The organism is Massilia cavernae, assembly GCF_003590855.1.
Classification (GTDB): Bacteria; Pseudomonadota; Gammaproteobacteria; order Burkholderiales; family Burkholderiaceae_D; genus Telluria_A; species Telluria_A cavernae.
In genome coordinates this window covers 19536-39625 of the sequence record NZ_QYUP01000125.1, presented here as the reverse complement: position 1 = coordinate 39625, position 20090 = coordinate 19536, and the positions used below count along the sequence as shown (strand labels likewise).

General features: G+C 64.6%; 18 protein-coding genes and 1 pseudogene. 13 read left to right on the top strand and 6 right to left on the bottom strand.

Annotated features, from left to right (window positions below; genetic code table 11):
- Nucleotides 1–77 precede the first annotated feature (77 nt).
- Complete coding sequence (gene metK / locus D3872_RS16715; protein WP_119811868.1) at nucleotides 78–1244, bottom strand: methionine adenosyltransferase; 1167 nt, start codon at nucleotides 1242–1244, stop codon at nucleotides 78–80.
- A gap of 201 nt (nucleotides 1245–1445) precedes the next feature.
- Between metK and D3872_RS16710 the strand changes: the two genes are divergently transcribed.
- From D3872_RS16710 to dapF, 3 genes are read left to right on the top strand one after another with little or no spacing between them, the layout of a single operon-like run.
- Complete coding sequence (locus D3872_RS16710) at nucleotides 1446–2297, top strand: lysophospholipid acyltransferase family protein (protein ID WP_119811867.1); 852 nt, start codon at nucleotides 1446–1448, stop codon at nucleotides 2295–2297.
- A complete protein-coding gene (locus D3872_RS16705; RefSeq protein WP_119811866.1) occupies nucleotides 2294–3178 on the top strand; it encodes a lysophospholipid acyltransferase family protein in 885 nt (294 codons plus the stop codon). The genes D3872_RS16710 and D3872_RS16705 overlap by 4 nt, the downstream gene beginning before the upstream one ends.
- Entirely contained in the window at nucleotides 3175–4038 is an 864-nt protein-coding gene (gene dapF / locus D3872_RS16700) for a diaminopimelate epimerase (protein ID WP_119811865.1), read from the top strand. The genes D3872_RS16705 and dapF overlap by 4 nt, the downstream gene beginning before the upstream one ends.
- Nucleotides 4039–4064: 26 nt before the next feature.
- On the opposite strand, the pseudogene D3872_RS16695 reads toward dapF, so the two are convergent.
- Nucleotides 4065–4355, bottom strand: a pseudogene (locus D3872_RS16695) (hypothetical protein); the annotation flags it as partial.
- Between the two features lie 488 nt (nucleotides 4356–4843).
- On the opposite strand from D3872_RS16695, the gene D3872_RS16690 reads away from it, so the two are divergent.
- From D3872_RS16690 to D3872_RS16645, 10 genes are all read left to right on the top strand, one after another.
- Nucleotides 4844–5893: a porin gene (locus D3872_RS16690; RefSeq protein WP_119811864.1), complete on the top strand. Its 1050-nt coding sequence runs from the start codon at nucleotides 4844–4846 to the stop codon at nucleotides 5891–5893.
- A gap of 296 nt (nucleotides 5894–6189) precedes the next feature.
- Entirely contained in the window at nucleotides 6190–7407 is a 1218-nt protein-coding gene (locus tag D3872_RS16685) for a porin (protein ID WP_229459370.1), read from the top strand.
- A 133-nt stretch (nucleotides 7408–7540) separates the two neighbouring features.
- Nucleotides 7541–8209, top strand: coding sequence for a DUF484 family protein (locus D3872_RS16680; RefSeq protein ID WP_119811862.1), 669 nt, complete (start codon nucleotides 7541–7543; stop codon nucleotides 8207–8209).
- Between the two features lie 4 nt (nucleotides 8210–8213).
- On the top strand, nucleotides 8214–9161 hold the full coding sequence (locus D3872_RS16675; RefSeq protein ID WP_119811861.1) for a tyrosine recombinase XerC: 948 nt from the start codon (nucleotides 8214–8216) through the stop codon (nucleotides 9159–9161).
- A 124-nt stretch (nucleotides 9162–9285) separates the two neighbouring features.
- Nucleotides 9286–10353: a CobW family GTP-binding protein gene (locus D3872_RS16670; RefSeq protein ID WP_119811860.1), complete on the top strand. Its 1068-nt coding sequence runs from the start codon at nucleotides 9286–9288 to the stop codon at nucleotides 10351–10353.
- 93 nt (nucleotides 10354–10446) lie between these two features.
- Nucleotides 10447–11265, top strand: coding sequence for an RNA polymerase-binding protein DksA (gene dksA / locus D3872_RS27640; protein WP_229459369.1), 819 nt, complete (start codon nucleotides 10447–10449; stop codon nucleotides 11263–11265).
- 133 nt (nucleotides 11266–11398) lie between these two features.
- Nucleotides 11399–12724 carry an STAS domain-containing protein gene (locus tag D3872_RS16660; protein WP_119811859.1) on the top strand — a complete coding sequence of 442 codons (1326 nt, stop codon included), beginning with the start codon at nucleotides 11399–11401 and terminating at the stop codon, nucleotides 12722–12724.
- A 102-nt stretch (nucleotides 12725–12826) separates the two neighbouring features.
- A complete protein-coding gene (gene hslV / locus D3872_RS16655; RefSeq protein WP_119811858.1) occupies nucleotides 12827–13363 on the top strand; it encodes an ATP-dependent protease subunit HslV in 537 nt (178 codons plus the stop codon).
- 18 nt (nucleotides 13364–13381) lie between these two features.
- The gene (hslU, locus tag D3872_RS16650) at nucleotides 13382–14719 is read left to right on the top strand and encodes an ATP-dependent protease ATPase subunit HslU (RefSeq protein ID WP_182915834.1); all 1338 of its coding nucleotides are present in this window, start codon (nucleotides 13382–13384) and stop codon (nucleotides 14717–14719) included.
- Nucleotides 14720–14725: 6 nt separating this feature from the next.
- Nucleotides 14726–14932 carry a hypothetical protein gene (locus tag D3872_RS16645; RefSeq protein WP_119811857.1) on the top strand — a complete coding sequence of 69 codons (207 nt, stop codon included), beginning with the start codon at nucleotides 14726–14728 and terminating at the stop codon, nucleotides 14930–14932.
- A 72-nt stretch (nucleotides 14933–15004) separates the two neighbouring features.
- Here the strand turns inward: D3872_RS16645 and D3872_RS25725 are convergent, their stop codons facing one another.
- The 4 genes from D3872_RS25725 to gspE form a co-directional block, all read right to left on the bottom strand.
- On the bottom strand, nucleotides 15005–16705 hold the full coding sequence (locus D3872_RS25725) for an IS1182 family transposase (protein WP_182915832.1): 1701 nt from the start codon (nucleotides 16703–16705) through the stop codon (nucleotides 15005–15007).
- Between the two features lie 73 nt (nucleotides 16706–16778).
- Nucleotides 16779–17408, bottom strand: coding sequence for a type II secretion system protein N (locus tag D3872_RS25720; RefSeq protein WP_182915831.1), 630 nt, complete (start codon nucleotides 17406–17408; stop codon nucleotides 16779–16781).
- Between the two features lie 20 nt (nucleotides 17409–17428).
- A complete protein-coding gene (gene gspF, locus D3872_RS16630) occupies nucleotides 17429–18649 on the bottom strand; it encodes a type II secretion system inner membrane protein GspF (RefSeq protein ID WP_119811856.1) in 1221 nt (406 codons plus the stop codon).
- Nucleotides 18650–18656: 7 nt separating this feature from the next.
- Nucleotides 18657–20084 (bottom strand): type II secretion system ATPase GspE, encoded by a 1428-nt coding sequence (gspE, locus tag D3872_RS16625; RefSeq protein WP_119811855.1) that lies wholly within the window; start codon nucleotides 20082–20084, stop codon nucleotides 18657–18659.
- Nucleotides 20085–20090 lie beyond the last annotated feature (6 nt).

Sequence of the window (20090 nt, the reverse complement as noted above, 5' to 3'; positions counted from 1 at the left end):
AGCAAACAGCGCTCCGCAAATTCGCGACATAGAAAAACGGGGCCATCGGCCCCGTTCGTTTTGGCTGAAGAAGTGGGTCAGAGACCCGCTTCGGCGCGCAGCAGCGCCGCCTTGTCGGTACGCTCCCAGGTGAACTCCGGCTCTTCGCGGCCGAAGTGGCCGTAAGCAGCGCTCTTCTGGTAGATCGGACGCAGCAGGTCCAGCATCTGGACGATGCCCTTCGGACGCAGGTCGAAGTGTTCCATCACCAGCTGGGCGATCTTCTCGTCGGAGATCACGCCGGTGCCTTCGGTGTACACGGTGATGTTGATCGGACGCGCCACGCCGATCGCGTAGCTGACCTGCACCTGGCACTGGCGCGCCAGGCCCGCGGCGACCACGTTCTTGGCGACGTAGCGCGCGGCGTACGCTGCCGAACGGTCGACCTTCGACGGATCCTTGCCCGAGAACGCCCCGCCGCCGTGCGGCGCCGCGCCGCCGTAGGTGTCGACGATGATCTTGCGGCCGGTCAGGCCGCAGTCGCCCTGCGGGCCGCCGATGACGAAGCGGCCGGTCGGGTTGACCAGGTAGCGGGTGCCCTTCAGCCATTCGGCCGGCAGGGTTTTCTTGATGATCTCTTCGACCACCGCTTCTTCGATCTGCGAGTGCGACACTTCAGGCGCGTGCTGGGTCGACAGCACCACGGTGTCGACCGCCACCGGGCGGCCGTTCACATAGCGCAGCGTAACCTGCGACTTCGCGTCCGGGCGCAGCCATGGCAGGCGGCCGTCCTTGCGCAGCTGCGACTGGCGCTCGACCAGGCGGTGTGCGTAGTGGATTGCCGCAGGCATCAGTTCCGCGGTTTCATCGCAGGCGTAGCCGAACATCAGGCCCTGGTCGCCGGCGCCCTGGTCGAGGTCGATGCCGGCGCCTTCGTCGACGCCCTGGGCGATGTCCGGCGACTGCTTGTCGTAGGCCACCAGCACGGCGCAACCCTTGTAGTCGATGCCGTATTCGGTGTTGTCGTAGCCGATGCGCTTGATGGTCTCGCGCGCAACTTGAATATAATCCACGTTCGCGTGGGTCGTGATCTCGCCGGCCAGCACCACGAGGCCGGTGTTGCACAGGGTTTCGGCTGCAACGCGCGCCTTCGGATCCTGCTCGAGGATGGCGTCAAGGATGGCGTCGGAAATCTGGTCCGCGACTTTGTCGGGATGGCCTTCCGAAACGGATTCGGAGGTAAAGAGGTAGTCGTTCGAAGACATGTAGGAAGCTCCTGATACTGATTGAACAAGTTGTTTTAACAAGTCGCAGTACCACGGCTCCTGCGACGCTTTAGCGACATTTATATTCCGCTTCGCAAGTTGTCTATTAACTCGGCGGATCCAGCTTTAGTGGTATTTTACGCTGCTTATGAATTTTTGGCTCAGCAACAGGCCATTTTTTTGGACCTTACTCAACAAATAATGCTTGTCTCCCTTTTCCGTTTCTTGTCGGCTTTTCCCTTGCCTGTCCTGCACTTCCTTGGCGCGGCGCTGGGGTGGCTCGTCTACCTCCTGTCCCCCTCCTACCGCAGGCGCTTGCGCTCCAACCTGGAGCAGGCCGGCTTCGGCTCCCACCTGAAACAAGCCATTGCCGAATCAGGCAAGGCCATTGTCGAGCTGCCTTTCGTCTGGTGCGCCAGGCCCGAACGTGTTGCCGCGCACGCAACTGAAGAGAACATGGAATTCGTCGAATCGGCCCTCGCCAGCGGCCGCGGGATTGTATTTTTAACGCCACACCTCGGCTGTTTCGAGATCACCGCGCAGCAGGTCGCGCTGCGTACCTCGCTGACCGTGATGTACCGCCCGCCCAAGAATGCGGCGCTGAAACCGCTGATCGAAGGCGCCCGGGCGCGCCACAACCTGCACCTGGCGCCGGCCAACATGTCGGGCGTGCGCATCCTCGCCAAGTGCCTGCGCAGGGGCGAGCCGATCGGCCTGCTGCCCGACCAGGTGCCGCAGGAAGGCGAAGGGGTATGGGCGCCCTTCTTCGGCCGTACCGCCTACACCATGACCCTGCCGGCCAAGCTGGCCAAAATGGGCGACGCCGCCGTCATCCTCGTCTACGCCGAGCGCCGGCCGGGCGGCAAGGGCTACATCGTGCGCTTCGTGCCCTTCGAAGGCTCGCTGGAAGGCAGCGCCGAACAGCAGGCGGCGTCGGTCAACCACGCGATGGAGCAGCTGATCGCGCGCGCCCCGGCCCAGTATTTCTGGAGCTACAACCGCTACAAGCAGCCGGAAGGCGTGCAAGGCCCCGGCGCGCAGGTGGCCGCATGAGGCCCTTGCTGGGACTGATGTGGCTGCTGCACTGGCTGCCGCTGCCCGTACTCGGCCGTTTTGGCGAACTGGTCGGCAGTATCCTGTTCGCGCTGCTGGGCAAGCGCCGCCACATCACGCTGACCAACCTGCGCATGGCGATGCCGGAGTTGCCCGAGGAAGAACGCGTCAAGCTGGCGCGCAAGCACTTCCAGGCCTATTCGCGCAGCATCTGGGAGCGCGCCATCCTGTGGTGGGCGCCGGAAGCGCGCCTGCGCCGCCTGATCAAAGTGGAACCGGGCGTGCCGATGGACCAGATCCAGTCCGGCCCCGTCATCCTGCTGTGCCCGCACTTCGTCTGCCTCGACGTGGCCGGCGTGGCGACGATGCTGGAAACCAACCTCTGCTCGATCTACGTGCAGCAAAAGAACAAGGCCTTCGACGACGTGCTGCGCGCGGGCCGTTCGCGCTTCCGCCCGGTGCAGCTGTTCTCGCGCAAGGAAGGCGTCAAGCCGATCATGCGCGCGATGCGCGAGCGCCTGCCCTACTTCATGCTGCCGGACATGGACTTCGGCGACAAGGATTCCGCCTTCGTCGACTTTTTCGGCACCCCTGCAGCCACCCTGACCGCGCCGGGCCGCATTGCCGCCGCCACCGGCGCCGCCGTGATCCCGGTGGTCGCCACCTTCCTGCCCGGCTACCAGGGCTGGCGTGTGAAATTTTACCCGGCGTGGGAGAATTACCCGGGCGACGACATGGTGGCCGCCGCGCGCCGCATGAACGAATTTATCGAAGAACGCGTGCGCGAGGCCCCGGCCGAGTATTTCTGGACCCACAAGCGCTATAAAACGCGGCCGGCCGGCGAGCCGTCGCCCTACATCCAATCACCCGCGAAAACATGAAACTGACATTCACCAAAATGCACGGCGCCGGCAACGACTTCATCGTCGTCGACGCCACCACCAACCCGGTCGAACTGAGCGCGGCCCAGTGGCAGCGCCTGGCCGACCGCCGCTTCGGCATCGGCGCCGACCAGATCCTGGTGGTGGAAAAGCCGGTCACGGCGGGCTGCGACTTCAAGTACCGCATCTTCAACAACGACGGCAGCGAAGTGGAACAGTGCGGCAACGGCGCGCGCGCCTTCGTCAAGTTCGTCACCGAGAAGGGGCTGACCAGCAAGGACAGCATCCGCGTCGAGACCATGAAAGGTATCATTTCGCCGCGCCTCGAAGCCGACGGCAGCATCACGGTGGACATGGGCGCGCCACGTTTCGACCCGGCCGACCTGCCGTTCGACGCGGCCGGCCTGGGCGGCTGGCCGGAAGGCGACGACACCACCTGGCCGCTGCCGGTGAAGCTGGCGGTGGGCGCGAAGACGGTGTTCGTATCGCTGGTTTCGATGGGCAATCCGCACGCGGTGCAGGTGGTCGCCGATGCCGACACCGCGCCGGTGGAGGAAATGGGGCCGCTGATCGAACGCCATGCGCGCTTCCCGAAGCGCGTCAACGCCGGCTTCATGCAAGTGGTCGACCGCGGACATATCCGCTTGCGCGTGTACGAGCGCGGCTCGGGCGAGACGCTGGCCTGCGGCACGGGCGCGTGCGCGGCGGTGGTGGCGGGTATCCGGCGCGGACTGCTCGATTCGCCGGTGCGCGTGAGCGCGCGCGGGGGCGAGTTGTCGGTGGCGTGGGCGGGCGGCGATGCGCCGGTGTACCTGAGCGGGCCGGCGGTGACGGTGTTTGAAGGCGAAACCGAGGTTTAATCAGCACCACCAACGACGGTCTCAAGTCAGGCGGCCAGCTCGAAGGACTCGGTCTGCGCTTCCGCCTGGCCAAACCACGCGCCAGGCGCCAGCGTCTTCAAGCGGTACAGCCGCTGCCTGTAATTTCCCTCGGGCCCTCCCGGCCCGCTGTCGATTCCTTCGAATACCTTGACGATGCGGTCCAGCGTCTTGCGTTCCTGCGCCGTTTCCACCATGACCAGCCGGCGCTTGCTGCGGCCGTAGCAGCTGCGGATATCCACCACCAGGCAATGTCCGCAATCGGCGCGCGCTACGTCGAGCAGCAGCGCCTTGGCGCGCAGGGCGGCGCCCTGCTGCGCGGCGCTGTCCGACAGTACCGAGCTGGGCGGCGGCGCTGCGGATGATGCCGAGTTCTTCACGGTTTGCCATCGCTCACGGTCGTTGTGTAGTTCATAGGAAACAACACGGATGGTGTCATAACTGCCGGCAAGGCGACGCCGCAAAGGAAAGGCGCACCCGTGCAGCGCACAAGTCTATGCGAGCGCTGCGTCATAGGAAGATCAACCCGCAGCTTCGTTGACGTTGCGCAAAGATCAACGAAACCGGCGTTAATAATTGCGAAAAACAGTGCAATTTTGTTTAAATGTTAAAGTTTCCCCGTTTCAAAAATACAACAGAGACATTGATTTAATGGATTTATATCAAGCCTACCCCCCATAATTGGCTGGAACGGCAATCTTGTACCCCTGAGCAACACACGGACGGACAACAACTTCGGGACTGCCCGCTAACCCCGGCGAATTTCTCTTAAAGGATGACAGCTACAATGAAAAAATCACTTCTGGCCCTGGCTCTCGTAGGCGCATTTGCTGGTGTTGCACACGCACAATCCGCCGTTCAGATCTACGGTACCGTCGACGCTGGCCTCATCAAGCGCACGGACCAAAGCCTGGCCATCGGCAAGCGCGCCAACAACACGCTGGGTTTCAGAGGTACTGAAGAACTGGGCAGCGGCCTGAAGGCACTGTTCCAGCTCGAGATTCGCTACGAACCGGACAGCGGCACCATCGAGCAGGGCGCCGGCGGCGTCCAGCGCCCGCTGTTCCAGGGCCAGAGCCGCGTCGGCCTGCAGGGTTCGTTCGGTATGATCCGCATCGGCCGCGGCCTGACCGCGTTCCAGGAAACCTCGACCCAGTTCGAGCCGTTCCGCGGCGTTCCCAGCCCATCCGGCTTCCAGACCGACCTGATGATCGCTGGCTACACCTCGGATCCGCTGGGCTTGGTCGGCAACTCGACCAACCGCTTCTCGAACGCCGTGTTCTACAACTCGCCGGAAGTGAACGGCTTCCAGGTCAACACCACCATCGGCACCCGTGAAGGCAGCCAGGGCAGCGCTGCCATCATCGGCACCGGCACCGCGGCCAACCCGCAGTACCGCGTCGGTTCGGACGCATCGGCCAACCCGTACTCGGTAACGGCAACCTACAAGAGCGGTCCAGGCGCGATCATGCTGGCAACGGAGCGCAACGCTGTCGAAACCCGCCTGCTGTCGATCGCCGCCTACGTGATGGCGACCCCGGAACTGAAGCTGATGGCTGCCCACACCCGCCAGGACCAGGACCACACCCGCCTGATCAACGCTGAAACCAAGGCATGGCTGGTCGGCGCCAACTACACCATCGGCGCCAACCGCTTCCTGGCTGGTTACGGCCAGAAGTCGCCGGACGGCCTGAGCAAGACCAAGCAGGTCTCGCTCGGCCTCGAGCACAGCCTGTCGAAGCGCACCTACCTGTACTTCGATATCTCGAACAAGAAGGGTCCTACCACCCCTCCGAGCGTGAATCACTACGCGATCGGCGTGAACCACGCATTCTGATAGCGAGCGGCGGCGGGGCCTTGCCCCGCCAGCCAATCCGAGGGCGAAGCCGGGGCAACCCGTCTTCGCCCTCGCCGCATGTGCCGTGGCGGTCCTGATTGCAAAGATTGTGTCTTTTACGCAACCCGGGCCGAATGGCCAAGGCTGGCTTTCTGTACAAGCTAGCTCAACGATGGCATATTGATTCAAACGAATTAGTACGTGCGTTCGTTTTTTACAAAATATTCCTCTTTGGAGACGCAATGAAAACAAAATTAATCGCTGGTGTTATCGCTACCTGCTTCGCAGCCCCGGTTATGGCACAGTCCAGCGTTCAGATCTATGGCGTGGCGGACGCTGGCATCACCAAGACCAAGGGCGAGTCGGCACGCATCTTCAGCGGCGGCGCTGACGGTTCGCGTCTCGGCTTCAAGGGTACCGAAGACATCGGCGGTGGTTTCAAGGCGATCTTCAACCTCGAAGCGCGTGTCGAACTCGACACCGGCACCCAGACCCCGACCCTGATCACCGACAATCCTGGCCTATTCCTGACCAAGGGCATGCAGGCGCTGCCGGCAACCGTGCTGAGCGGCATCCGCAACGCGCTGCAGCCAAAAGGCGACATCGCGGTCAACCGTGAGAAGGCCCTGTTCGACCGCACCGCGATGGTCGGCCTGATCACTCCGGGCGGCGCGATCCTGCTCGGCCGCATGTACACCCCTGGCTACGAAGTGTTCGCAGCCGCCGACGCCTTCGAAACCGGCACCGCCGGCACCTGGGGCGGCATCACCGGCGGCACGGCCGGCTTCAGCGCGCTGGGCGCGGACATCCGCTCGCAGAAGTCGATCCAGTACCGCTTCGCCGTTCCGTCCGGCATCGGCGGCTCGGTCATGTACGGCACCAAGGGTTCGGGCTACCTGGGCCGCTACAACAAGTTCTACGGCGCGGCCGTGACCTACAAGGCCAACGGCTTCGACGTCGGCCTGGGCCACAACCGCGGCTACGACCAGCTCGACCGCGCCAGCCTGGTGACCACCACCGTCGGCGGTTCGTACACCATGGGCGCGTTCAAGTTCTTCGCCGGCTACCACGACCAGAAGAACGAGAACTCGGCACTGCTGCGCGACTACATCGGCGGCTGGGACACGGCGATCGCGCCGCAACTCGCTCCGCTCGGCCCACAGACCGCGACCGCACTGCGCAACGTGTTCGTGACCAACATCACCCGCAACAGCCAGGTCGACGCCGCCAGCTACCAGCTGGGCGCGCACTACAAGCTGGGCGCGGGCCGCATCATGGCATCGGTGGCACGCAACAACGACCGCACCTCGTCCAACAGCGATGCCACCCTGCTGGCACTGGGCTACGACCACAACCTGTCCAAGCGCACCGACGTGTACACCGTCGTCGCGCAGATCCGCAACCAGAACGACGGCCAGTTCACCCCGGGCGTTTCCGGTTCGCCAGGAGGCTTCACCCTGGTTCCGGGCGAAGACAGCCACGCGGTCCAGATCGGCATCCGCCACAAGTTCTGATCGGATTGCCGCATCACCACTGCAGCACCACGAGAAGACGCCTGCGGGCGTCTTTTTTATATATCGACATCATTTTGCAAACAAGCTGCAGCGGTCGGTTAGAATTGCGTCTCTTCCTGAAACGACTACATCAATGACTGCATCACTGGACTCCACCGCTGTCGCCACTTTCCTGGCCGACAACCCGACTTTCTTCCAAGAGCACGCCGGCCTGCTGGGCCAGGTAAAGCTGTCGAGCCCGCTGACCGGCAAGACGGTGTCGCTGCAGGAACGCCAGATGGAAGTCATGCGCGACAAGTACAAGGCGCTGGAACTGCGCATGGCCGAACTGGTGCGCACCGCCGAGGAAAACGCCGCCATCGCCAACCGCTTCCACGGCTGGACCCGGGCCCTGCTGCGCGCGCGGCGCGACGCCGCGCTGCCGCGCCTGCTGGTGGACGGCCTGAAGCAGCATTTCGGCGTGCCGCAGGCCACCCTGCGCCTGTGGAACCTGGCCCCGGAACATGCCGGCAGCTGGTTTGCCAAGGGCGTGTCGGACGACGCCCCGATCTTCGCCAACAGCCTGCTGGCGCCCTACTGCGGCAGCAACCACGACTTCGAAGCGGTACGCTGGCTGGACGATGCGGCCGCGGTGCAGTCGACCGTGATCCTGCCGCTGCGCAGCGCAAACGGCGCCGCCGCCTTCGGCCTCCTGATCATGGGTTCGGAAGACCCGCAGCGCTTCACCTCCAGCATGGCCACCGACTTCCTGACCCACATCGGCGAGACGGCCAGCGCCGCGCTGGACAACCTGCGCGCGTAAGGTCATGAGCGCCAGCGTGGACAAGCTCGGGTGGGTTGAACGCTACCTGCTCGAGCTGGCCACCCAGCGCCAGCTTTCCCCCCACACCATTACCGCCTACCGGCGCGACCTGCTGCAGCTTGCCGGCCTGACCGGCGACACCAGCTGGGACGCGGTGGTACACGCCGACATCCGCCGCCTCGCCTCGAAACTGCATGCGCAGGGGCGGGGTCCGCGCTCGATCGCCCGCCTGCTGTCGTGCTGGCGCGGCTTCTTCCGCTGGCTGGCGCGCCACACCGCCCTGCCGGCCAATCCGGTCGAGGGCGTGCGCGCCCCGAAACGCGCGCGCGGCCTGCCCAAGGCGCTGTCGGTCGACGCCGCCGTGCAGCTGGTGTCCACCTCCAGTCATCCGCACGCCAATCCCGAACCGGCCGACCTGTGCAACCAGGCCATGTTCGAACTGCTGTATTCGAGCGGGCTGCGGGTGTCGGAACTGGCCGGCCTCGATGTCGCCTGGCGCAAGGCCGGCGCCGGCCTGCCCGCCTCGCTCGGCTGGATCGACCTGGACGCGGCCGAAGTGGTGGTGACCGGCAAGGGCGGCAAGATGCGCAAGGTACCGGTCGGCAAACCCGCACTCGCTGCGCTGGCGGCCTGGCTGGCGGTGCGCCCGGCCCCGCGCGACGGCAGCGGCGCCCTGTTCCTGTCCGCGCGCGGCACCCGCGTGACGCCGCGCGTGATCCAGCAGCGCCTGAAGCAGCACGGGGTGCGAACGGGCGCGCCGGTCGGCGTCCACCCGCACGTGCTGCGCCACTCGTTCGCCTCGCATGTGCTGCAGTCGTCCGGCGACCTGCGCGCGGTGCAGGAAATGCTGGGCCACGCCAGCATCACCTCGACCCAGGTGTATACGGCACTCGATTTCCAGCACCTGGCGGCCGTCTATGACCAGGCCCATCCACGGGCAAAGTCGAAATAAGGCATAGTTCCGGCATGAGCGCGATCAAGCGCCGGAGCGCTTGTGTGTGGCATTCCTGGAAATCCGGCATAATCCCCCGCTTAACCCGGGCGCAGCGGCCCATTCCAACAGAAGACAGAACGACATGGCATTGATTCCCAGCACCATCCTGACCGGCTTCCTTGGCGCCGGCAAAACCACGCTGCTCAACCGCATCCTGCAGGAAGACCACGGCCTGCGTATCGCCGTCATCGAGAACGAATTCGGCCAGGAAAACATCGACAATGAAATCCTGGTGCAGGACAGCAGCGAGCAGATCGTCGAGATGAACAACGGCTGCATCTGCTGCACCGTGCGCGGCGACCTGATCGTGGCGCTGACCAAGCTGGCGCAAAAGCGCGACGCCGGCGAACTGAATTTCGACCGCGTGGTCATTGAAACCACCGGCCTGGCCAATCCCGGCCCGGTGGCGCAAACCTTCTTCGTGGACGAAGAAGTGGGCGCTAACTACCTGCTCGACGCCGTGGTGACGGTGGTCGATGCGCGCCATGCGATGGCCCAGCTGGACGAGCACGAGGAAGCCCAGCGCCAGGTCGGCTTCGCCGACAAGATCCTGATCTCCAAGTCGGACCTGGTCGATGCAAGCCAGCTGGCCGAGCTGAAGACCCGCCTGAAGCGCATCAACCCGCGCGCCACCATCAGCCATTCCGACTTCGGCCGCGCGCCGATCTCCGAGGTGCTCGACCTGCGCGGCTTCAACCTGAACGACAAGCTCGAACTCGACCCCGACTTCCTGACCGCCGACGAAGCGCTCGACCAGGCCCATAACCATGGGCATGACCATGACCACGACCATGAGCATGTCCATACCGAGGCCTGCGACCACAGCCACGACCACCACCATTCGCACCACAGCGACGACATCGCCGCCTTCGTGTTCAAGAGCACGCGCCCGTTCGACCCGGCCCGCCTCGACGAATTCCTGGGCAGCCTGGTCAACGTGTTCGGCCCGCGCATGCTGCGCTACAAGGGCGTGCTGCTGATGGACGGCGCCGACCGCAAGGTGGTGTTCCAGGGCGTGCACCAGATTATGGGCAGCGATATCGGCGCGAAATGGGGCGACGACGAGGAACGCGGCAGCAAAATGGTGTTTATTGGCAAAAATTTACCCAAAGATGTCTTTATCCGCGGTTTGGAACAGTGTTTGGTATAAACTATCCCGGTTTCAAGTTGCACGGACAGCCATGCGCTGACGACTGAATCATCATTCCGCTCACGAGGCGGGGGGAAGAAACGGGGTGGCAAAATGAAGGGAAGCGAAACCAAAACCGCCAGCAAGACCGCGAAGTCTGCGCTGCTGGCCGCGGCGGCGAAACCGGCCGCGGACCCGAAGCCGGCAGCGGCCAAGCCGGCCTCGCGCGCGGCGGCAAAGACGCCGAAGGCTGCGGCCGCGGCAGGCTCCACCAAGATCACAGCAACAGCGAAGGCAGTCCGGACCAAGGCAGTAAAGGCCGCGCCGATGCCGCATGCGGCTGAGGCAGGCAGTAAGGCGGCGGACGGGCAACCGGCCGCCAAGGCAGGCAAGCACGACACCAGCACAGCAGTAGTGGAAGCTGCTGTCGGCTTAGCTGATAAAATGAAAACCTCTGTCGTATCGAAGGTAAGTGAAGTCATGACTAAAATAACTAAATCGACCCCAGCCGTGAACACAGATGGCCGACTCTTGTCCGAAGAAGAAATCCGGGCGATGAACGAGAAGGACTACATGAACGCGGCCCAGTTGGCGTTCTTCAAGGCGCGCCTGCAGCAGCTCGAGAAAGACTTGCTGAAAAACGCAGGCGAGACCACCGAACACCTGCGCGAAACGGTGCTGGTGCCCGATCCGGCCGACCGCGCGACGATCGAGGAAGAGCATGCACTGGAGCTGCGCACCCGCGACCGCGAGCGCAAGCTGCTCAAGAAGGTCCAGCAGTCGATCGCCTCGATCGACGCCGGCGAATACGGCTGGTGCGAAGAGACCGGCGAACCGATCGGCATCCCGCGCCTGATCGCCCGCCCGACGGCCACCCTGTCGCTCGAAGCGCAACAGCGCCGCGAACTGAAGCAGAAGCTGTACGGCGACTGAGCCCGGTTCCAGCCTGAAAAAAGCATGCGCCTCACACCGCATGCTTTTTTGCTTTCAGGGGCGCTTGCGCTCTGCAGCAAGGCAAGGCATGCTAGCGCAGGCAATGTGTATCGAAGGACGTAACAGGTAAAACGTGGGAATTTTCGACAGGTTCAAACGCAAGACAGGACAGCCGGGGGGCGCCTTCGAGGACCCGCCCGATACCCGCCTGCGCGCGGGCGAACCGTCGCGCATGGACAGCGACGCCGAGCGCGCGCGCCTGCGCGAGATCGCGCGCGCCACCGCCGCCAAGATCGACGCCATCGAGTCGGCGATGGCCAACGACATTTTCAACACGCCCGAACCGGCCTGGGGCAGCGGGCCGCGCCGCCCGCGCACCACCTTCCAGCAGGAATCCGCGTCGCAGCAGGCCACGCTGCCGATGCTGGAAGTGGCCACCACCGAACTGCTGGCCGACGACGAACTGCCGGACGCGCCGGTACAGCCCCAGACCGCGCCGGTGGTCGAGGAAAGCGCGATCCTGTACGCCAACGGCCAGCTCGACGCCGCCGAGGCGATGCTGCACGAGAGCCTGGGCGACACCGGCCTGCAAGACCGCAGCGTGTGGTGGATGCTGTTCGACCTGTACCAGGCCACTGGCCGCCAGGCCGCCTTCGACAACATCGCGATCGACTACGCCAGCCGCTTCGAAACCTCGCCGCCGGCGTGGAATCCGATCGCCGCCGGCGGGCCGGCGCCAGAGCGCGCGTACGCGGGAGTGGCGCCGACCGAAGTGCTGGACGGCGTGCTCGACGCGCACGTCGCGCCGCAGCTGGCCAGGCTGATGGAACGCGCCCAGCCGGGCGCCGTGCTGCGCCTGGAACTGGGACGCATCGTCGAAGTGACGCCGGAAGGCTGCGCGCTGCTGGCCAAGGCGCTGGGCGAGCTGCACAAGCGCGGCACCGAGCTGGTGGTGGCCGGCGCGGCGGAGCTGGCCTTGCTGGCGCGGCACAGCACCATCATCGGCCGGCGCGAGGCCAGCCAGGCGCCGTGGCTGCTGCTGCTGGCGCTGCTGCAGCTGCTGAACCGCGAAAAGGATTTCGAAGAGACGGCGATGGACTTCTGCGTCACCTACGAGGTGTCGCCGCCCTCGTTCGAAGCGCCCGGCAAGGTCGCGACGGCCTCGAGAGGACCGGTTTCCGCCGAGCGCTTCCTGCTGCCGCCGTTGCTGGACGGCGACATCGGCAAGCTGCTGGACGCGCTCGACGCGTATGCCACCCAGGCGCCGGTGGTGCTGCTCGACTGTTCGCGGCTGGCGCGGGTCGAGTACGGCGCCGCGAGCGCCATGCATGCGCGCCTGCGCACCCTGGCCGCCAGCGGCAAAAAAATCGAGCTGCGCGACGTAAACCACCTTGTGGCTGCATTGTTCAAGCTTCTGGGTTACGCTGGCGTGGCAAAGCTGTTTCCGCACAAGTATTGACACCAGGCGGCGCGCCCTTCGGCCCTGGCCGGTGGGCGGACATATCTTGCAATTCCGCTCTCCATCCCCACTTCTTGTGGGCTAGATAACTTAGAGGCAGATATGGAACAATTTCACGGCACCACGATCCTGTGCGTGCGCCGCGGCCGCCAGGTCGCCCTTGGCGGCGACGGCCAGGTGACGCTCGGCAATATCATCATGAAAGGCACCGCCCGCAAGGTGCGCAAGCTGTACCAGGGCAAGGTCCTGTGCGGCTTCGCCGGCGGCACCGCCGACGCTTTCACCCTGCTCGACCGCTTCGAAGGCAAGCTGGAAAAGCACCAGGGCCACCTGCTGCGCGCCTCGGTCGAACTGGCCAAGGACTGGCGCACCGACCGCATCCTGCGCCGCCTCGAAGCGATGCTGCTGGTGGCGGACGCCGAATCGACCCTGGTGATCACCGGTAACGGCGACGTGCTGGAACCGGAAGACGGCGTCGGCGCGATCGGCTCGGGCGGCAGCTATGCCCAGTCGGCCGCCAAGGCGCTGCAGGAAAACACCGAACTGTCGCCGGCCGAGATCGTGCACAAGTCGCTGACCATCGCCGGCCAGCTGTGCATCTACACCAACCTGAACCACATCGTCGAAACCCTGGACTAAATCGTGCCTAATTCCATCATGAACATGACTCCCCACGAAATCGTTTCGGAACTCGACAAGCACGTGGTCGGCCAGGGCAAGGCCAAGCGCGCGGTCGCCATCGCGCTGCGCAACCGCTGGCGGCGCCAGCATGTCGCCGAGCCGCTGCGCCATGAAATCACGCCGAAGAACATCCTGATGATCGGCCCGACCGGCGTCGGCAAGACCGAAATCGCGCGCCGCCTGGCCAGGCTGGCCGACGCGCCCTTCATCAAGATCGAGGCCACCAAGTTCACCGAGGTGGGCTACGTCGGCCGCGACGTCGACACCATCATCCGCGACCTGATCGACATCGGCATCAAGCAGACCCGTGCCAGCGAAATGAAGAAGGTGCGCCAGCGTGCCGAGGACGCCGCCGAAGACCGCATCATCGACGTGCTGGTGCCGCCGGCGCGCGACTTCGGCTTCAACAGCGCCGCGCAGGCGGAGCCGAAGGAAGGCGACAACACCCGCCAGACTTTCCGCAAGCGCCTGCGCGAAGGCACGCTGGACGACCGCGAGATCGAGCTGGAACTGGCCGACGCCGGCCCGCAGATGGAGATCATGGCGCCGCCGGGCATGGAAGAAATGACCGAGCAGATCAAGTCCATGTTCTCGGGAATGGGCGCCGCGCGCAAGAAGCCGCGCAAGGTCAAGATCAAGGAAGCGATGAAGCTGCTGACCGAGGAAGAAGCCGGGAAGCTGATCAACGAAGACGAGATGAAGCAGAAGGCCATCGCCAACGTCGAGCAGAACGGCATCGTGTTCCTCGACGAGATCGACAAGATCGCCTCGCGCTCCGAGACCGGCAACGCCGACGTCTCGCGCGCGGGCGTGCAGCGCGACCTGCTGCCGCTGGTCGAAGGCACCACGGTCAACACCAAGTACGGCATGATCCGCACCGACCATATCCTGTTCATCGCATCGGGCGCCTTCCACCTGGCCAAGCCGTCCGACCTGATCCCGGAGCTGCAGGGCCGCTTCCCGATCCGGGTCGAGCTGGAGTCGCTGTCGATTGCCGATTTCGAGTGCATCCTGACCAGCACCGACGCCTGCCTGACCAGGCAGTACGAAGCGCTGCTGGCCACCGAAGGCGTGAAGATCGAGTTTTCGCCGGAGGGCATCACGCGGCTGGCGGAGATCGCCTACTCGGTCAACGAGCGCACCGAGAACATCGGCGCGCGCCGCCTGTACACCGTGATGGAAAAGCTGCTCGAGGAGATCTCATACTCGGCCAGCGACAGCAGCGGCCAGGTGGTGGCGATCGACGGCGCCTATGTCAACGCGCGCCTCGACAAGCTGGCCGACAACGAAGACCTGTCGCGCTACGTGCTGTAACCGGATATGGCGAACAAGGCGCTGGCGACGCGGCAGAAGATGACGATACGGGTCGAGCCGTCGCAAGCCTACTCCAAGCCGCGCAATCCGGTCGCGGTGCTGGCCAGGCAGCGCACGGCCGGCGCGCACGTCAAGTCGAAGTCGGCGCAGAGGCAGGCCGACAAGCGTGCGCTGGACAAGGCCAAGCTGAAGCGCGACGAGGACGACGCCTAGTAAGTTCGTTACACCAAAAACCGTCGTTCCCGCGAAAGAGGCCGTCGCAAAACGCTTTCGCGACCGAGCCCTTCACAATAGGGGTACGCTCGGTTGGAAAGGCGATTGGATCGGATGATCGCCGAAAATTCGACGGATAAGGGATCGCGCCCGGGATACCTTGAGCGTAGCGGGCAGAAAGCGAGCGAAAAAAGCCCTCATGAGGGCCACTGCTCTCGATAAATTGTATGCGAGAACGTGTAATGCGAATTCGCGGCGCACCGCGCATAATCCCTTGCGACGGAACCGGCTCAAGCCTTGTTGGCCAAGCAGGTGGCTAAATACGGGCTCAACCATCGCCTTTCGTTGCCGGAAGATGTCAGCCACCTGCGGCTGCTGCATCACCAGGCGAAGTGCGTCGCGCTCAGTGTCCTCCGGATGACGCTGGATACGACGCTTAGCGCTCTTTGTGCATTGCGGGCGTAACGGGCAGTTGCCACACGCATCCGTGCCATAGAGGCGGTGGGCGCGTTTGGTTTGCGTGGCATCGGCACTTTTCAAGAAGATGAGCATTTGCCCGGCAGGGCAGCGATACGTATCGGCCGCACTATCGTATTGAAAACTACTCTTGTGAAATACCTTGCTGTTCTTGACGATGCCAGGAGCTTTGCCTTCGGGGCAAAGCAGGCTGACTTCGCGCTCCAAGGCCGCGGCGATCACGCCATCATCGAAGTAGCCTGCATCGAGCAATAGTTCTTTCGCCGGAGCGCCGACCACGCGAGCGCTCTGGTCAAGCATCGCAGCGACGACCTTGGTTTCGCTTGAGGGATCTACAGCGAGCGCTGTAATGATTCGATCTTCGTTAGCCAGTACCGAGGGTTTGTATGAAGCGGCCATGCCTTTGCCACGCTTAAGCCTTTGCACCATTGCCTCGGTCTCGCTGCCGCTGATGCTCAAACTTTCAGTGCTCCTGCCACTACGCTTCCTGGCTTGCTGCCGCGCTTCCAGAACAACGAGGCAGCGCTTGCTATCCTCCAGCTCTTGCTGTGCGGCGCGATCTGTCGGGGCTTGAGCCAGGGCCTTTCCAGCAGCCTCAACGCGTGCCTTGACGGCCTCTTCCCTGAGCAGTTTGTAATGAGAACAGGCGGCCTCGATCACGGTACCATCGCCAGCCAACCGCGTACTGCTATGTGTGCCGCTCTTTTTCAAGATACTGCGGGTGAGCGATTCAAAGAAGTTCTGGGTTAGCGAATTCTCGTGAAGGACGATAAAGCGACCAATATTGGCGTGATCGGGTGCGATACCGCCGGTGACCCACATGCAGCCTAAATCCAACCGCGCCAGCCGCTCCAGCTCGCGCAGTGAATGCACGCCTTGCATTACGCCGTACAGGATCAGCCCCAACATCAGGCGGGGTGCGTAGGGTGCGCGCCCGGTAGAGGCATAGCGCGCTTCGAATGGTTGCCAGTCCTGTTCGTCCAGTAAATTTGCCACCGTGAACGCGGCCGTTTGACCGACCTGCTTGAGGTGGTCTTCTAACCGTACCGCACCAAGAAAAATTGACCGCGGATTACCGGTGACAAACCGTCGCCCGCTGCCGACCGCAGTTTGAACCTTTGCTTTATTTTTTTCGTCGGCGGGAAAACCCCGAACAGCCCGAGCTGGGCATCCGGAGGCGGCAGATTCTTGGTGGTCTTCTTCTTGATCCGGTTCATCGTCATTGTCACCGTGTAGGAGTGACACTATTTTAATGAACCGGCCGCATTCGCGACAGCCTCGAAAGCGGGAACCCATGCTGAGCTGATTACGGATACTCAGTATGGGTTCCCGTTTGGACGGGAACGACGGTTTTGCGTTTACAGGTGTCTTATTGCGATACTGGAGGCTGCCCTTGCACGCCAATCGTCCTGGTCGGCGGCGGCATCTGCACCGGCGGTGGCGGCGGCGCCTGCTCGTCGCTCGGCCGCGCGATCGGCGCCGGCGGCGGCGGTTCCGGCGACTGCCCCGACTGGGGCAAAGGCGCTGGCGGCTCCGGCTGCTGCTGCGGCGGTTGCTGCTGGTCCGGAATCCCTTGCGCCGTGGCCGGCAATGGCGCCGACATCATGGCCGCCGGTCGCGGATCCACCGCCAGTTCGATCCGCTTCGGCACGCCGCCTTCCGACAGCATCACATAGCGCGGATGCACCTCCGTCACCGACACGCCGGGCGCGATCTCCTTGCCCACCACCAGCGCCTTGGGAGGCTGTCCTTCGGCCACCAGGATCGCCACGCTGTTGCGCCCTGCCGCCACCACCCCGGTCAGCTGGTAGTTGGTGGCCACCACGCCCGCGGCCTGGCCGCCGAACAGGGTCGCGCCCGCATCCACGGCCGGCTCGGGAACCGCCGCCACCGGCGCGGCGGCCAGCGGCCGCTGTTCCGGCTTGTACAGCTGCAGCACCCAGTAGGCGATCGAGGCCGACAGCGCAATCACGCCAAGCAGGCTTAAAAGTAAAGGCATTCGCTTCATCGGGGTCCTCATTACCGCACCAGCTGGTTAATTTCAATAATCGGCATCAGCACCGCCAGCACGATCAGCAGCACCACCACGCCCATGGCCAAAATAAGCACCGGCTCCAGCAGGCCGGCGATGGTCAGGGTGCGGCGTTCCAGGTCCTGCTGCTGCGAGTTGGCCGCTCGTTCGAGCATGGCCGGCAGCTCTCCGGTGATTTCGCCCGCGCGGATCATGTGGATCAGCATTGGCGGGAAGTGCTTCTGCGCCGACAATGCGCGTGCCAGGCTGACGCCCTCGCGCACACTGGCGCTGGCCTGTTCTACCAGTTCCTTCATCGCGACATTGGACAAGGTGTCGCGGCTGGTGTCGAGCGCGCGCAGGATCGGCACGCCCGATCCGGTGGTGATCGCCAGCGTGCTGGCGAAGCGCGCGGTATTCAGGCTGCGCTCGAACTTGCCATAGATTGGCGCGGTCAGCAACCAGGTGTGCCAGCGCCGCTTCAGGTCGGGCTGCTGCAGCGCGCGCCGCCACATCCAGAACGCACCGATCAGCGCCAGCCCGACGTAGATGCCGTAGGCGCGCACGAAGTTCGACACACCCAGCATCATCACGGTCAGCAGCGGCAGCTTTTGCTTGGTGTTGGCGAACACCGACACGATCTGCGGCACCACGTAGGTAAGCAGGAAGATCACGATCGCGAACGCCACCACGGTGACGATGGCCGGGTAGGTGAAGGCCAGCCTCACCTTCTGCACCAGCGCGTTGCGGCGTTCGATGTAGTCGGCCAGGCGCGACAGCACGCGTGCCAGGTGGCCGATCTGCTCGCCCGAGGCGACCAGCGCGCGGTAGATGTCGGCGAAGTCGCGCGGGTGGCGCGACAGCGCGTCGGAAAACGGCGCGCCGCCCATCACTTCGGCGCGGATCGATGCGATCAGGTCGCGCACGTAGGGGCGTTCGGCCTGTTCCAGCAAGGCGGTGAAGGCCTGTTCCAGCGGCAGCCCGGCTTCCAGCAGGCTGGCCAGCTGGCGGGTGAACAGCGCCAGCTCGACCTGCGACAGCTTTTCGCCCAGGCCGCGGCTCTTGGCGGCGCCGCTGGCGTCGACCTGGGCCGAGATGGCCTCGACGTTCAGCGGCGTCAGTCCCTGCATGCGCAGGTCGGCGCGCGCCGAGCGCGGGCTGTCGGCGTTGACCACGCCCTTCTTGGTGGCGCCGTTGTCGTCGACGGCTTCGTAGCGGAATGCTGGCATCTGTGGCCTAGTCCTTCGTCACGCGCATCAGTTCCGCCTGCGTGGTGGTACCGTCGCGCAGCCAGCGTTCGCCGTCTTCGCGCATGGTCTTCATGCCGGCGCGCTGGGCGGTCTGGCGGATCTCCGCTTCCGAAGCCTGGTTGTGGATCTGGGCGCGGATCTCGTCGTTCACCTGCAGCAGTTCGTACACGCCGACGCGGCCGTGGTAGCCGGTCTGGCCGCACTTGTCGCAGCCGACCGCCTTGTAGAATTGGCCGGCGTCGTCCGGCACCTTGCAGTGTTCGCACAGCTTGCGCACCAGGCGCTGGGCCATCACGCCCAGCAGCGAGGATGACAGCAGGAAGGGCTCGATGCCCATGTCCAGCAGGCGCGTCACCGCGGCGGCCGAATCGTTGGTGTGCAGGGTCGCCAGCACCAGGTGGCCGGTCAGCGAGGCCTGCACCGCGATCTGCGCGGTTTCGAGGTCGCGGATCTCGCCGATCATGATCACGTCCGGATCCTGGCGCAGGATCGCGCGCAGCGCCTTGGCGAAGCTCATGTCGATCTTGGCGTTGACCTGGGTCTGGCCGACGCCGATCAGGTCGTACTCGATCGGGTCTTCCACCGTCAGGATATTGGTGGTGCTGGCGTTCAGGCGCGACAGCGCCGCGTACAGCGTGGTGGTCTTGCCCGAACCGGTAGGGCCGGTGACCAGCACGATGCCGTGCGGCTGGTTGATCAGGGTGTCGAACTGCGGCAGCAGCTGCGGGCTCATGCCCAGGTGCGACAGGTCGAGGCGCCCCGCTTCCTTGTCCAGCAAACGCAGCACCGCGCGTTCGCCGTGGCCGGTCGGCAGCGTCGAGACGCGCACGTCGACCGGCTTGCCGCCGACGCGCAGCGTGATGCGGCCGTCCTGCGGCAGGCGCTTTTCGGCGATGTCGAGCTGCGCCATGATCTTGATGCGCGAGATCAGCGAGGCGTGGATGCCCTTGCGCGGACGGACGATGTCGCGCAGCGCGCCGTCGACACGGAAGCGCACCACCGAGGTCTGCTCGAACGGTTCGATGTGGATGTCGGACGCGCCTTCGCGCAGCGACTGCGTCAGCAGCGCGTTGATCATGCGGATCACGGGCGCGTCGTCGGACGATTCCAGCAGGTCTTCGATGGCCGGCACGTCCTGCAGCAGCTTGGTCAGGTCGAGGTCGGCGTCGAATTCGTCGGCCACCTGCGAGGCGTCGCCGCCGGACCCGGCGTAGGCGCTGGCGATGGCCGCTTCCAGTTCGGCGCGCGGCATCGAGCGCAGCGAAATGCGGCCGAAGCGGCGCGACACTTCGGCGATGGCGGTGGGCGCGGTGGCGCCGGACACCAGCACCTCGACCGGTGTTTCGCCGTCGCCGTTGGAACGCGCCAGCACGCCGAAATCGCGGGCAAAGGCGTAAGGAAGGAGATTGTTCATCGCGGC